The organism is Mucilaginibacter galii (assembly GCF_014635825.1).
In the GTDB taxonomy this organism is placed as follows: Bacteria; Bacteroidota; Bacteroidia; order Sphingobacteriales; family Sphingobacteriaceae; genus Mucilaginibacter; species Mucilaginibacter galii.
Genome location: NZ_BMDO01000001.1, coordinates 129,544 through 144,023, shown reverse-complemented (window position 1 = coordinate 144,023; position 14,480 = coordinate 129,544). Strand labels below are relative to the sequence as shown.

General features: G+C 42.5%; 14 protein-coding genes. 9 read left to right on the top strand and 5 right to left on the bottom strand.

Going from position 1 to position 14,480, the window contains the following annotated elements:
• Positions 1–55: 55 nt before the first annotated feature.
• Positions 56–391, bottom strand: a complete 336-nt coding sequence (locus IEV61_RS00710; protein WP_188412864.1) for a MerR family transcriptional regulator — start codon at positions 389–391, stop codon at positions 56–58.
• Between the two features lie 126 nt (positions 392–517).
• Between IEV61_RS00710 and IEV61_RS00705 the strand changes: the two genes are divergently transcribed.
• The 3 genes from IEV61_RS00705 to IEV61_RS00695 all read left to right on the top strand — a co-directional run bounded on the left by IEV61_RS00705 (position 518) and on the right by IEV61_RS00695 (position 3,347).
• Positions 518–1,510, top strand: a complete 993-nt coding sequence (locus IEV61_RS00705) for a D-alanine--D-alanine ligase (protein ID WP_188412862.1) — start codon at positions 518–520, stop codon at positions 1,508–1,510.
• Between the two features lie 96 nt (positions 1,511–1,606).
• Entirely contained in the window at positions 1,607–2,254 is a 648-nt protein-coding gene (locus IEV61_RS00700) for an ABC transporter ATP-binding protein (protein ID WP_188412861.1), read from the top strand.
• Complete coding sequence (locus tag IEV61_RS00695; protein ID WP_188412858.1) at positions 2,238–3,347, top strand: hypothetical protein; 1,110 nt, start codon at positions 2,238–2,240, stop codon at positions 3,345–3,347. The genes IEV61_RS00700 and IEV61_RS00695 overlap by 17 nt, the downstream gene beginning before the upstream one ends.
• Before the next feature lie 71 nt (positions 3,348–3,418).
• On the opposite strand, the gene IEV61_RS00690 is transcribed toward IEV61_RS00695, so the two are convergent.
• Positions 3,419–3,829: an acyl-CoA thioesterase gene (locus IEV61_RS00690; RefSeq protein WP_188412856.1), complete on the bottom strand. Its 411-nt coding sequence runs from the start codon at positions 3,827–3,829 to the stop codon at positions 3,419–3,421.
• A 173-nt stretch (positions 3,830–4,002) separates the two neighbouring features.
• Here IEV61_RS00690 and rpsO point away from each other — a divergent pair, with 173 nt between their 5' ends.
• From rpsO to IEV61_RS00660, 6 genes are all read left to right on the top strand, one after another.
• Positions 4,003–4,281 (top strand): 30S ribosomal protein S15, encoded by a 279-nt coding sequence (rpsO, locus tag IEV61_RS00685; protein ID WP_188412854.1) that lies wholly within the window; start codon positions 4,003–4,005, stop codon positions 4,279–4,281.
• A gap of 118 nt (positions 4,282–4,399) precedes the next feature.
• The gene (gene pnp, locus IEV61_RS00680; protein ID WP_188414383.1) at positions 4,400–6,538 is read left to right on the top strand and encodes a polyribonucleotide nucleotidyltransferase; all 2,139 of its coding nucleotides are present in this window, start codon (positions 4,400–4,402) and stop codon (positions 6,536–6,538) included.
• A gap of 177 nt (positions 6,539–6,715) precedes the next feature.
• A complete protein-coding gene (locus tag IEV61_RS00675; RefSeq protein WP_188412853.1) occupies positions 6,716–6,991 on the top strand; it encodes a hypothetical protein in 276 nt (91 codons plus the stop codon).
• A gap of 71 nt (positions 6,992–7,062) precedes the next feature.
• Positions 7,063–7,713, top strand: a complete 651-nt coding sequence (rpe, locus tag IEV61_RS00670; RefSeq protein ID WP_188414381.1) for a ribulose-phosphate 3-epimerase — start codon at positions 7,063–7,065, stop codon at positions 7,711–7,713.
• A gap of 146 nt (positions 7,714–7,859) precedes the next feature.
• Entirely contained in the window at positions 7,860–8,927 is a 1,068-nt protein-coding gene (gene serC, locus IEV61_RS00665; RefSeq protein WP_188412851.1) for a 3-phosphoserine/phosphohydroxythreonine transaminase, read from the top strand.
• 89 nt (positions 8,928–9,016) lie between these two features.
• Positions 9,017–9,970 carry a D-2-hydroxyacid dehydrogenase gene (locus IEV61_RS00660; protein WP_188412849.1) on the top strand — a complete coding sequence of 318 codons (954 nt, stop codon included), beginning with the start codon at positions 9,017–9,019 and terminating at the stop codon, positions 9,968–9,970.
• A 75-nt stretch (positions 9,971–10,045) separates the two neighbouring features.
• Here the strand turns inward: IEV61_RS00660 and IEV61_RS00655 are convergent, their stop codons facing one another.
• The 3 genes from IEV61_RS00655 to IEV61_RS00645 all read right to left on the bottom strand — a co-directional run bounded on the left by IEV61_RS00655 (position 10,046) and on the right by IEV61_RS00645 (position 14,197).
• A complete protein-coding gene (locus IEV61_RS00655) occupies positions 10,046–10,816 on the bottom strand; it encodes a hypothetical protein (RefSeq protein WP_188412848.1) in 771 nt (256 codons plus the stop codon).
• A gap of 58 nt (positions 10,817–10,874) precedes the next feature.
• Positions 10,875–12,269 carry an MBL fold metallo-hydrolase gene (locus IEV61_RS00650; protein WP_188412847.1) on the bottom strand — a complete coding sequence of 465 codons (1,395 nt, stop codon included), beginning with the start codon at positions 12,267–12,269 and terminating at the stop codon, positions 10,875–10,877.
• A 92-nt stretch (positions 12,270–12,361) separates the two neighbouring features.
• Entirely contained in the window at positions 12,362–14,197 is a 1,836-nt protein-coding gene (locus IEV61_RS00645; RefSeq protein WP_188412846.1) for an ABC transporter ATP-binding protein, read from the bottom strand.
• Positions 14,198–14,480 lie beyond the last annotated feature (283 nt).

Sequence of the window (14,480 nt, the reverse complement as noted above, 5' to 3'; positions counted from 1 at the left end):
CGTTTAGCTGCCCTAAAATACAATTATCTTGCAGGAAAATAGCGGAAAGAAATAATTACAACTGATCACGAACTTCGAGCAGAAATTTTTTGAGGTTTTCGAGCGAGTTGAGGATGTTTTGCTGATCCTTGGTTTCGCTCATGTTATTTTTCAGGTGGTCTTTAGCACCCTGAATGGTATAGCCTTTATCGCGTATTAAATGAAAGATGATCTTGAGGTTTTCGATATCCTCGTTGGTGAAATAACGATTGCCTTTTTTGTTTTTCTTTGGCTGTAGTACATCAAACTCTTTTTCGTAATACCTGATCAACGAGTGGTTAACCCCAAACATGGTCGTAACCTCGCCCATGGTATGGTACATCTTGCTAATGTCGCGTTCTTTATAAGGCATATGCAAATATATAGAAAAAACCCCTCCCAAACCCTCCTCAAAGGGGAGGGCTCAAAAACTTCTGCATTTTTTTAAAAGTCTCCCCCTTTGGGGGAGATTTAGAGGGGGTTTCCTATATTTGGCATCATGAGCAAAAAGAACATTGCCCTTTTGGCTGGCGGTTACACCGGCGAATATGAAGTATCTATCAATAGCGCTAAAAATATTGCTGCTAACCTCGACGCGGAAAAATATAACGTATACACCATACTCATTACCCGTAATCGCTGGTTTTACCAGACCGATGGTGAGTTGATAGACATAGATAAGAACGACTTTAGCCTAACGCTCAACGGAGAAAAAATAAAATTTGATAACGTATTTATTACGGTGCACGGTACCCCCGGCGAAGATGGTAAGATACAAGGCTATTTGGACATGATGGGCCTGCCTTATAATACCTGCGATGCCACTACATCGGCCATTACCATGAACAAGGCTTATACCAAGGTATTGGTGCACACTATCGTGAATTTGAATACCGCCAAGTCGGTTAAGCTATTTCAGCATGATATGCATGAGGTTGGTATTATTGCCGCCACCCTAAAATTCCCGCTATTTGTAAAACCTAATAACGGTGGCAGCAGCGTAGGTATGAGTAAGGTGCACAGTGTGGCCGAACTGCCTGCCGCACTTGAAAAGGCATTTAAAGAAGATGATCAAATACTGGTTGAAGAATTTATAAAAGGCCGCGAGTTTAGCCGGGGCATAGCTCGTTTGCATGGTAAACTGGTGGTGCTACCCGCTACAGAGATCATCAGCTCTAAAGAATTTTTTGATTACGAAGCTAAATATACACCGGGCGTAAGCCAGGAAATTACCCCTGCCGACTTAACCGACGAGCAGAATAAAATAATTGCCAACATCCTGAAAGAAGTTTACGTGCGCTTAAATTGTCGTGGCATGGTACGTATAGATTTTATTTTGCAAGAAAACACCGGCGACTTCTACTTTATCGAGGTGAATACCACACCCGGACAATCGGCCAACAGCCTTATTCCCCAACAAGTACGCGCCGCCGGAATGGACCTTACTGCTTTCTATGGCGATATTGTAGAAAGTAGTACGAGCAGTTTGTAATTGTTGCCCTGAAAGAAAAGACCAATGCTTGTTTGAGACTTTGCTAAGCGGCGTATACATCAATAAGCTTAGCCTAAGCATACCTATCAAAAGATCATGCTTCATATTGTTAACTTTAAAAAATCATACGGTAACCAACCGGCGCTAAGTATTCCTGATTTTGCAATTCATGCCGGCATCTACTGGATAAAGGGTGTAAATGGATCGGGCAAGAGCACGTTGTTAAAATCAATAGCGGGTATACTTGCCTTCAATGGCGATATTTTATTGAACGATGTCAGTATTAAGAAAAAACCCGTTGAGTACCGTAAGCTGGTCAATTTTGCCGAAGCCGAGCCGTTGTTTCCGGAGTTTTTAACCGGACGTGAACTAATAGATCTGTTCGCAACCGCCAAAGACGCACCTGCAGGGCAGGAACTTCCTTACCTGGAAAGTATGGGTATGGCGGGGTACGTACACAAACCGGTTGGTACCTATTCCAGCGGGATGCTTAAAAAAATATCTTTACTGTTAGCCTTTTTGGGCAAACCGCAATTCATATTGCTGGATGAACCTCTGATCACAATAGATACCGCCGCTTTGGAAGTGCTTTACGGGTGGATAACCGAGCATCGCCAGCAGTATGGCACCAGCTTCTTGCTTTCATCTCACCAGGTGCTGAATGCCGATATTATGCCTGCACGTATTTTACAGATAGAAAATCAAACCATAAGTACGGCCCTAACAGATGAAGCAGCCGCTTAACAATGTTTTAAGCCGGATATTTGTGCGGGGCTTTTATCAAGCTCATGCAGGTTTGTTTTTGTTTTTTTTCTTGGTCATGATAGGCTCGGTAGATCCGGGAGAACTGTTCATGTATCATAAAATCTTAATGCTGGCATTTATAAGCAGTCCGCTGATGTTATTGGTTGTATTTGTCGCCTGGTTCTTATACAATTTAAAATGTCTGCATTATGTAATAGGGCAAATTAGCGCACCGCCGCAGCACTTTATGTTTTACAGCATGGGTTCTTTCAATCGTAAAATTCAGCTAAAAAGCTGGTTTTTGGTGCAATTAATCTTGTTGCTGCCAATAATAGTATACGGGTTAGTTGCAGTGGGCGTAGGCCTTAAATACCATTACTATTTAACACCTGCAATTATTGTTATTTATCTATTACTACTGGCCGCAGTAAGTGCAAGATTGTATGTATTATTACTTGACAGGTTGGTAGATAGCGGCAACCCATCATGGTTATTACAATGGATTGGTAATTGGAGAAAACCGTATTTTAGCCTGTTTATTTACCATGTGTTAAACCGGCTCAAAGTTGCTTACGCCATTACCAAAGGGTTAACATGGCTTATAGTTATCAGTATTTTTTCCTTGTTTAATGATGTAAAGACCGATGCCCGTGTAGCAGGTATGGCCGTTTTGGCTATTGCCGTTGCTCATGCCGTACTGGTTTTTGAAGGGCAAAGGTTTGAGCAAGCGTACCTAAGCTTTGCCCGTAATTTTCCATACACACATATAAAGCGGTATTGCTACTTTGTGTGCACTTATTTAATGTTGCTATTACCCGAAGGTTTATGGCTGCTTAACAGGTTTAATTTTGTGTTAGCAATTCAATTACTGCTCATGGCATTGAGTATGTTATTACTATTTCACACGCTTATATACTACATAGGTTTAAGCATGAGTAAATACCTGCAATGTGTAATGGGTTTGTTCATGCTCTTGTTTTGGGTGATGATGTATAAGTTAATGCCAGTGGTTATTACCGGTAATATATTGGTTTCTTACCTGCTGGTTATCAGGTACTATTACAGGGATATGCCGGTGGTAGCTGAGAAGTAATAAAAAGCTACGCTGTTGTTCGGTACCTGGTAAGAATGCAGGTATTGATGCATATAAGTCTTTTTGCCAGGCTAAATTTTATAATGTTCTACTATATCATCCGGTATCTTCGCTCCGCGGCCGGTTTTCATATCAATCATTACATAGTCAAAATAACCATCGCAGCAAATCTTTTTGGTGGCTTTATTAGTGAGTATAAAAGTTACCCGGCAGCCTTTATCGTCAATGCTTTCAATGCCGGTGCGTACCAAAAAGTAATCGCCCATGGTTAAGGCACGTTTATAATCTACATGTGCGGTGCGCACCACCCAGCCAAAGCCACGTTCCATAAACTTTTCCATGGCCATACCGTAGCAGGTGTCCATTTGTTCGTAACGGGCTGCCAGCACGTAATCAAAATACCGGCTGTTATGCACATGCTGAAACATGTCTATATCATCGGGCCTAACGCGGTGCTCGGTTTCAAAGGTGCTGTATGTCATTTTTAGTTGAAAGTTATAAGTTGAAAGTCAAAAGTAGTAGATTGTGTTTGCAAAATAAGTATTTAGCAGAGTGGTGTGCTGGCAATAACATTCAACTTTGAACATTCAACTTTAAACGTTACATTTGCACCTAATTAACAAAAATTACTTAACGCTTTAATATTATTCACGTAATGTATTTAAGTTCAGAGTGGAAATCAGAAATTTTCACAACACACGGTGGCGAAGCCACTAACACAGGTTCGGCCGAAGGTCAGGTTGCTTTATTCACAAAACGTATTGCACATTTAACCGGTCACTTAAAAAAGAACAAAAAAGACTTCGCTACTCAATTGTCTTTACAGAAATTGGTAGGTAAACGTCGTGCTTTGTTGGCTTACCTGTACAAAAAAGACATTCAAAGATACCGTGCTATCATCAAGGCTTTAGAGCTAAGGGATATTATCAAATAGTACTTACAGTCTTTCAAAAAAGCTGTCCGTTAGCGGATGGCTTTTTTACTTTTACAACAGCAAACAATTAAAAAGCGGTGCGCTCTAAAAGATGAAAAGCGCATCATACGAAAACAAGATGAGTTACAATGCAATTAAAAAGGTAATCGATTTAGGTGACGGCCGCACCATTGAGATCGAAACCGGAAAACTGGCCAAACAAGCCGATGGTTCGGTAGTTATAAAAATGGGTGATACCATGTTATTGGCTACCGTAGTTTCTTCTAAAGAAGCTAAAGAAGGTATCGACTTTTTACCGTTATCGGTAGACTACCAAGAGAAATATGCGGCTACAGGTCGTATTCCGGGTGGTTTTTTACGCCGTGAGGCACGTTTATCAGATTATGAGGTATTGATCTCGCGTTTGGTTGACCGCGCCCTGCGTCCATTATTCCCTGAAGATTATCATGCTGATACACAGGTAATGATCTCTTTAATATCGGCAGATAAAGACATTATGCCAGATTGCTTAGCTGGTTTGGCAGCATCAGCAGCATTATCAGTTTCCGATATTCCTTTTAACGGTCCAATTTCGGAAGTACGTGTTGCTAAAGTTGATGGTGAGTTGGTTATTAACCCAACTTTAAGCCAATTACAGCGCGCTACATTAGAGTTTATCGTAGCCGGTTCTGAGCATGATATTAACATGGTGGAAGGTGAAGCTCATGAAATTCAGGAAGCTGAATTAGTAGAGGCTATCAAATTTGCACACACTGCTATCAAAATTCAATGTTTAGCTCAAAAAGAGTTGACTATTGAAGTTGGCAAAACTGAAAAACGTACCTACAGCCACGAGCACAGCAACGAGGACTTGAAAAAAGCCATCTACGCTGCTACTTATGAGCAGGTATATGCTATTGCTGGTTCAGCTTCGGCTAAAGATGAGCGTTCAGTTAAGTTTAAAGAAGTTCGTGATGCTTACATCGCTACTTTAGGCGAAATCGACGATATCACTAAATCATTAGCCAAAAAATATTACCACGATGTGGAGTACGATGCTATCCGCAACCTGGTTTTAGATGAAGGTAAACGTTTAGATGGTCGTCAAACTACACAGATCCGTCCTATCTGGAGTGAAGTTGGTTACTTGCCATCTGCACACGGTAGCGCGGTATTTACCCGAGGCGAAACTCAGGCCTTAACCACCGTTACTTTAGGTGCTAAGGATGATGAGCAAATGATTGATGGCGCGTTCATTAACGGTTACCAAAAATTCTTGTTGCACTATAATTTCCCTGGTTTCTCAACTGGTGAAGTTCGTCCTAACCGTGGCGCTGGCCGTCGCGAAATTGGTCATGGTAACCTGGCTATGCGCTCATTAAAACGCGTATTGCCTGCCGAAGATGAAAATCCTTACACTATCCGTATCGTTTCTGATATTTTGGAATCAAACGGTTCATCGTCAATGGCTACAGTTTGTGCCGGTACATTGGCTTTGATGGATGCCGGTATTAAAATTACCGAGCCTGTTTCAGGTATTGCCATGGGTTTGATCACTAACGAAATGGGTACTAAATACGCTATCCTATCTGACATTTTAGGTGATGAAGATCACTTAGGTGATATGGACTTTAAGGTAACCGGTACTAAAAATGGTATTGTTGCCTGCCAAATGGATTTGAAGATCAACGGTTTATCTTACGAAGTTTTAACTAACGCGTTAGATCAGGCTAAAGAAGGTCGTTTACATATCCTGGGCGAAATGGCTAAAACCATTGCTCAGCCTCGTGAGGATTACAAACCGTTTGCGCCACGTATCGTTACCCTTAAAATCGACAAAGAATTTATTGGTGCAGTTATCGGGCCCGGTGGTAAGATCATCCAGGAAATGCAACGTGAAACCGGTGCAAACATCAATATCGAAGAGGTTAACAACATGGGTATCGTGCAAATCTTTGGCGATAACAAAGAAGCCATTGATTTAGCCGTAGGCCGTATCCGTGCTATTGCCATGAGACCAGAGGTTGGCGAAACTTACGAAGGTAAAGTTCGTTCAATTATGCCATTTGGTGCCTTTGTTGAAATTATGCCGGGTAAAGATGGTTTACTGCACATTTCTGAAATTGATCACCGCCGTATAGAAACTATGGATGGCGTGCTAGAAGTAGGTGAAATTGTAAAAGTAAAACTGTTAGACATCGACAAACAAGGTAAACTGAAACTTTCGCGCAAGGCTTTACTGCCACGCCCCGAAAGAACAGAGCAGCCTAAAGGATAATAAAAACCGCTTTTAAAGCGTTTAAACCACATACTCAATGATTTTTATCGGTGGGTATGTGGTTTTTTCGTTTGTTTTTTTGTTTCTTTGCAAAACCCCTAAGTCATTAGTTAAGCTATTGGAGCAAAAATGCGTTCGTTTAATTGCCGAAACATCTAAAGTCCGATCCTTTTGAAAATGACATCTACCACCAATGATGATCCTTTAGATTTTTTGAGCAACAATATACAGAGTACCACAACCGGTTCAAAAACCGATTTGATACAACTGTTGCTCTATGAAATTATAAGGGTTAAAGATTTAATAAAGTACTATGATGGTATTCCCAATGGCGCCGGCCAGTTGGGTGCATCTATCCTGAATGAGCTGGTATCTGAAGCTTACCAATCCCTGGTGAATTATGATATCGTACTGATGCGTAAATATTACGACCTGTTGCAAAACTGCGACTAAGCCACTTATTGCCTTTTCATTTTCCGTTTTTCCTTTACTTACTCTTTGTGGTTATGCCTATATTTGGCGGTATGAAGCATTTAATTGCACCCTCCATTTTAGCGGCTGATTTTGCCAATTTACAGCGCGATATTGAAATGCTGAATCAAAGCGAGGCCGACTGGATCCACGTGGATATTATGGACGGCCTGTTTGTACCCAACATCTCCTTTGGTTTCCCTGTTGTTGAAGCCGTAAATAAATATGCCACAAAACCTCTGGATGTACATTTAATGATTACCGACCCGGACAGGTACCTGAAAAACTTTGCCGATGCCGGGGCTGCCCATATCACCGTACACTATGAAGCCTGTACGCATCTGCACCGAACTATACAAGCAATTAAAGAATTAGGCTGTAAAGCAGGTGTGGCCTTGAACCCGCATACACCTGTAGCTTTGTTGGAAGATATTATTGCCGATGTTGACTTGGTGCTAATTATGTCGGTTAACCCGGGTTTTGGCGGACAAAAGTTCATTCAGAATACTTATAAAAAGATTGAACAGCTTAAAACTTTAAGTGCATCTCAAAACCCTGATCTGTTTATTGAGGTTGATGGAGGCGTAAACATTGGCAATACACCTCAATTGATACAAGCCGGCGCTAATGCACTTGTGGCAGGTAATTTTGTATTTTCTTCGGGCAACCCGTTAGCAACTATAAAAGAGTTGAAGCAAATATAATTTTAGAAAGCAGGCCTTTAATTGCTTTTCCACATCAAAAAATCATTATTCACAAAATAATATTTAACTACCAATTTAATAGGGTAATTATTTAACTTCGGCCGCAACTAAGAACTGGTATAAGTTCTTGGTAAATTAATAAAGCTATGAAACATAATTTCGGTGCCGGACCTGGCATCCTTCCTCATGAAGTCTTAAAACAGGCTGCTCAGGCAGTAGTTGATTTTAATGGTATTGGTTTGTCTATCCTCGAAATATCGCACCGTTCGGCCGAGTTTGAGGCAGTGTTAGATGAAGCTGTTAAATTAGTTAAGGAACTGTTAGAAGTACCCGAAGGCTATTCTGTATTATTTTTACAAGGCGGTGCCAGCCAGCAATTTGCTATGGTGCCTTATAACTTACTGCCCGAAGGTGGTAAAGCTGCTTATTTAGAAACAGGTGTTTGGGCCAATAAAGCCGCCAAAGAAGCTAAGTATTTTGGTAACCTGGAAGTGGTAGCTACCTCGAAAGAAAGTAACTTTAACTATATTCCTAAAGATTACACCGTACCTGCCGACGCAGCTTACTTTCACATTACCTCCAATAATACTATTTACGGCACCCAGTTGCAAAACATCAAACCATCTCCGGTGCCTATGGTAGCCGATATGTCTTCAGATATTTTTAGCCGTAAGATCAATGTTGCTGATTTTGGCTTGATCTACGCCGGTGCTCAAAAGAATATGGGCCCAGCCGGTACCACGCTGGTTATTGTGAAAGACGAGATACTGGGCAAGCTTGACCGTAAGATTCCGGCTATGTTCAACTATCAAACCCTGATAGAAGGTGGTTCTATGTACAATACGCCGCCTGTGTTTGCCATATATGTATCTATGTTAACCCTGGGCTGGTTAAAAGCCAAAGGTGGTGTAGCCGCTATGCAAAAAGAGAATGATGCTAAAGCTGCCCAGCTTTATAGAGAAATAGACCGCAACCCGTTGTTTAAAGGCGTAGCCGCCATGGAAGATCGTTCTAAAATGAATGTTTGCTTCGTGGTAGAAAATCCTGAGCACGAAAAGCCCTTCCTGAAGCTTTGCGATGACAAAGGTATAGTAGGTATAAAAGGCCACCGCAGCGTGGGTGGTTTCCGTGCATCTATTTACAATGCATTGCCAACCACCAGTATTCACGTGCTGATTGATGCCATGCAGGAATTTGCTGAGAAAAATAAATAATAGGAGCGGGGATAGAAGTTGCGAAGAACGAGGTACATACCCTGATCTCTTACTTCGCTCCCCGCACCACAAACCTCAAAACCCTTGAAATGATAAAATTACTAGCTAACGATGGTATTGACCCGGTAGGCAAGCAATTGCTTGAAGAAGCCGGCTTTACTGTTGATACCACTTTTATACCACAGGACGAATTGCCTGTAAAACTACAAGCCTACGATGCCATTACGGTACGTAGTGCAACCAAAGTGCGCCAAGCGCTTATTGATGCCTGCCCCAACCTAAAGCTAATTGGCCGTGGTGGAGTAGGTGTAGATAATATTGATGTAGAATATGCACAATCAAAAGGCATTGCAGTACATAATACACCTGCCGCATCATCAGCATCTGTGGCCGAACTGGTATTTGGTCATTTGTTTACCGGCGTACGCTTTTTACAGGATGCTAACCGCAAAATGCCGGTTGAAGGTGCTACAAAGTTTAACGATCTTAAAAAAGCTTATGCCAAAGGTATTGAGTTACGCGGCAAAACAATAGGTATTTTAGGCTTTGGCCGTATAGGCCGCGAAACTGCTAAAATTGCCTACGGTTTAGGGATGGAAGTTTTGGCTTTCGACCTTTATCCGTCAGTAAACGAAATAGAACTGGCGTTAGGCGGCGGCGTAAAAGCTACTGTGCCTGTTAAATATGCCAGCAAAGAAGAGGTAATTGCCCAAAGCGATTTCATTTCGTTGCACGTGCCGTTTAGCGAAGAGCCTGTACTTGGTGCTAAAGAGTTTGCCGCCATGAAAAAAGGAGCCGGCCTGGTAAACTGTTCGCGCGGTGGTACGGTAGATGAGTTGGCTTTGGTTGAAGCTTTAAACAGCGGTCAGTTGGCTTTCGCCGGGTTGGATGTATTCGACAATGAGCCTACGCCACGTGCCGAGCTGTTACAGCATCCCAAAATCTCATTAACCCCGCATATCGGTGCTTCAACCAACGAAGCTCAGGAGCGCATAGGGGTAGAGCTTGCAACGTTGATTATCAACTATTTCAAACAGTTATAAGAAGCTGAAGTTGCGAAAATGTAAAAGGTCTTGATTTTTAAAATCAAGACCTTTTTTATGTCAGAATAAAAGAAATTATAGATTGAAAGAGCCACTTAACCGTACCTTATCCGTCGAATTTTTATCGTTGGTTAATATTACATCAAATGTGCCTTTGGTGGTGGCTTTGGTAGATGCAACACTAAATGTATTAAAGTTAATATATCCCGAAACCGTACCTGTATAGGAGGTTCCATCGGCTAAAGATAATTGCGCAGTAGTTATATCGGTAACACCGGCCGACGCCGAGAATGCAACCAGGTTGATGATGATCCCGTTATCACTGGTTATGGGCGAGCCGGTAACGCTCGAAAGAGGAAAGCCTAACGAAGATGCGGATATAGCCGTAGTTAAATAAGTAGATGAATTACTTAATGTGTAAGTGGCACCTTTTAAAGTGAAAACAATAGTACCCATTGCGCCGATAGGTACTCCTCCATCGCCGTTGCTGTTAACGGTTCCCGGTGTGGTGGTTCCTGTGCCCGGAGTAGTTGTTCCAGTTCCGGGAGTCGTTGTGCCCGTTCCCGGTGTTGTAGTCCCTGTTCCCGGAGTAGTGGTTCCTGTTCCGGGAGTAGTCGTGCCGGTACCCGGTGTTGTAGTGCCTGTTCCTGGATTGGTACCGGTACCAGGTGTTGTTGTACCTGTTCCGGGCGTGGTGGTGCCCGTTCCTGTAATTGGTGTGGTGGATACTTTAATAACGGTTGGATCTGCCTTTTTTTCGCATGCCGTTAAGGAAAGTAAAGCAGCAGCGAAAAGCATCGCCGCCAAAAGTACCGTAATCGGTTTATCTGTAAAGTAAGTGGTCATTGTGATAAGGATCGATTAATCATCAATACATACCAAATATGACCAAATAATTTGAGACTTACAATATATGGGTAATGCCCTTTTCAGGCATAACTACTTCATAGCCATCTTGCTCAAGGGATTGGGCCATGGCCTGCATACTTTCCAGTTCTCCATGTACCAGGAATACTTGTTTTAACCTATCGGCCGATTGTTGCTTTACTGTATTCACCAGATCATCATGATCGCCGTGGGCGCTAAATAAATCGGTCTTTTTGATGGTGGCATAAACCGATAATTCCCGGTCTTTAATATGCACAATAGGATCGCCGCGAAGTAAGCGGTAACCCAGTGTGCCTTTAGCGCAATAGCCAATGAAAAGGATGGTGCAGTAATAGTTTTGAATGTTATTATACAAGTGATCCTGTATGCGTCCGCCCTCCAGCATGCCAGCCGAAGAGATAATGATACAAGGTTCAAAGTAGTTGGCTATCTGGTGGCTTTCCCGTAAATTTTCAACGTAATGCAGGTTCTCAAACTCAAATTCATCGCCCTGCACCCGGTAAAAATCCTGTGCTTCCTCATTTAGTAAAGCATGATGCTTACGAAATATATTAGTAGATGCATTGGCCATAGGGCTATCCACAAAAACTTTCACTGGTGGTAGCAGACCACTGCTAAAAATTTTATTTAAAGAATATACCAACGCCTGCGTACGGCCAATGCTAAAAGCAGGGATAATCAATCGGCCCGATTCTTTGATACATGCTTTCTCAATGGTGTCTACCAATACCTCTTCCACCGTTTTATCCTTGGTATGAAAGCGGCCGCCGTAGGTAGATTCAGTTACCAAGTAGTCTACCGGTGGTAAGGGCTGCGGATCATCAAGCACCGGGTAATTCTTGCGTCCAATATCGCCGGTAAAGGCTATGGTTTTTTCTTCGCCGTTATCGTTTATGGTAAGTATTGCTGCGGCAGCGCCTAATAGGTGGCCAACGGGGATAAAGTTCAATTGTACATCACCATTGAGGCGGAATGGTTTATTGAAGCCAATGGTTACAAAGCGGTCTACCGTATCCATTACATGCTTTTGCAGGTACAAAGGCTGCGGCCGCGCACCATGGTGCCTACCCCGGCGATGCTTGCCGGCTTTATGCTGCTTATGCAAAAAGATACTTACCGAATCCATTAGTAATAATTCGGTCAGCTGTGCGGTAGGAGGGGTGCAAAGTATTTGCCCGTCAAAACCCATACGTACCAGCGTAGGCAAATTGCCCGAATGGTCGATATGAGCATGGGTTAATATTACCACATCAATTTCTGCCGGGTTAAAAGGGAAATCTTCGTTAGCTTGTACGTTGCGGTCTTTTTCGTAATCCAGTCCGCAATCTATCAATATTTTATATTGGTTAACCTCCAGCAAATGCATGCTGCCGGTAACCTGACGGGCTGCCCCGTGTATGGTTAATTTCATTTTTAGTTCATTCTTAGTGGTTCATTGTTAATAGCTATGCTCTGGTGGTATCAATACCACAAACAATCAATTATAAACCATGAACCGAGTGCTTAAGTACTGGTATCAAACTGTAACTGGCTCAGGTAGCGGTACAAGCCCTGATCTTGTGCCATGAGTTCATCATGCGTTCCGTTTTCAATAATACGGCCTTTTTCTAACACTACAATTTTATCTGCTTCGCGGATGGTAGAGAGGCGGTGGGCGATAATGATAGAAGTACGACCTTTCATCAACTCTTCCAAAGCCTCCTGTACTAAACGCTCAGACTCTGAATCGAGCGATGAGGTAGCCTCGTCCAGGATGAGTATTGATGGATTTTTAAGCAATGCGCGCGCTATGGCAATACGCTGGCGCTGTCCACCTGATAATTTAACGCCGCGTTCGCCTACAACGGTATCATAACCTTCGGGGAAGCCTTCAATAAACTGGTGGGCGTTAGCACGTTTAGCAGCCTGCATCACCTCCTCTTCTGTGGCATGACGTTTACCGTAGGCAATGTTTTCGTGAATAGTACCACCAAACAGTAATACATCCTGTGGTACAATGGCTACCTGGTTGCGGATGTCGGTAAGGGCGTACTCTGAGGCTGGTTTACCATCAAACAACATGATTCCGCTTTGCGGGTGATAAAACTGCAGGATCAAGGCTGCCATGGTAGATTTACCCGAGCCGCTTGGGCCTACAATAGCCACCCGCTGACCGGCTTGTGCGTGCAAGGTTACGTCTTTTAAAACTTCAATTTCAGGCCGCGACGGGTAATGAAAGTTGATGTTGCTGAAGATTAAATCGCCGCGGATTTGTTGTTTGACGACATTGTCCTCTTCATGGATAGAAACGTCTTCACCATCTTCGCCTAATATCTCTAACACACGCTCACTGGCGCCAATAGCCTTTTGCATATTGGCATACAGGTCGGGCAAACTGCCCATAGCTGCGCTGATGAAGGCGGCATACACAATAAATGTAGTAAGCTTACCAAAGGTTAGGCCATTATCATGGATAGATACCAGGTAAGAGCCATACCATATCTCGCAAAAAATAGTACCAAATAAGCAAAATACAATAAATGCACCGAACAGTCCCCGATATTTGGCACCCTTAACTGCCAACGTAACTACTTCGTTCAAGTTTTTACTGTAACGGCCCGCTTCAAAGGCTTCATTCACAAAGGCTTTAACGTTGGCTATACCCTGGAGTGTTTCCTCAACAATGGTATTAGATTCGGCCAGTTTATCTTGTGCCTGACGTGATAGGTTACGGATAAATTTACCGAAGAATATGGCAATAAGGATCAAAAACGGCAGTACCAACAGTAGCGCCAGCGTAAGTTTGATGGATGATATAGCCAATAAAATAATACCACCTACCAAAATGATAATTTGCCTTATCATTTCGGCAAATGTGGTGGTCAATGTATCTTGTATCTGCGACAGATCCGCCGAAATACGGCTGTTTAACTCTCCAACCCTGCGGTTAGAAAAGAAGTTCATAGGGAGAGTAACCAACTTGAAATAAGTGTCGCGACGAATGTCGGCCAACGATTTTTCGGCCACCTGCACAAACCAGGTAATACGGAAATAGGATACAAAACCCTGTATAAAGAGCACTACAATGGCAATTTCGCCTATAACACGCAAACTGGCCGGCATGAAGCTAAAGTGCTGTTTACCTTGAGCTGCATCTATAAGTGCCCCAAAAAAACCCGGGAAAGCCAGGCCGGTTAAGCTCGAAATGATCAGGAAAGCCAGTCCGCCGAAAAACTTGGCACGGTAGGGTTTAATGTAGCCTATGAGCCTGCTTATTTTTTGCAGACTTTGTTTATTGATCTTTGCTTTAGGTAATTCTTTCTCTGCAGCGGTACCACTGTTCAGACTTGATCTTCCCATAAAAATACTTTCTTCCTCAACTAATTTAACGGGTAAAAATACGGTTTAAACCTGTGTTTTAAGGTAAAGCTTGGTAAAATTGACTTTATAATGAGAACATGGGTTTTCACCTCAATAAACTTCGTTTTTTAGTTTAATAAGTATGAAAAAATACAGATTTCTTCAGTTAACTACGCTTGTTAAAACAGTGGTGAGATGCGCTAAAAAAAATCTATTAACAACTTGTCTAAAGCGACCTCGATATGATAAATTCTGCAAAAGCTAAAATTCATTAATACTCAAG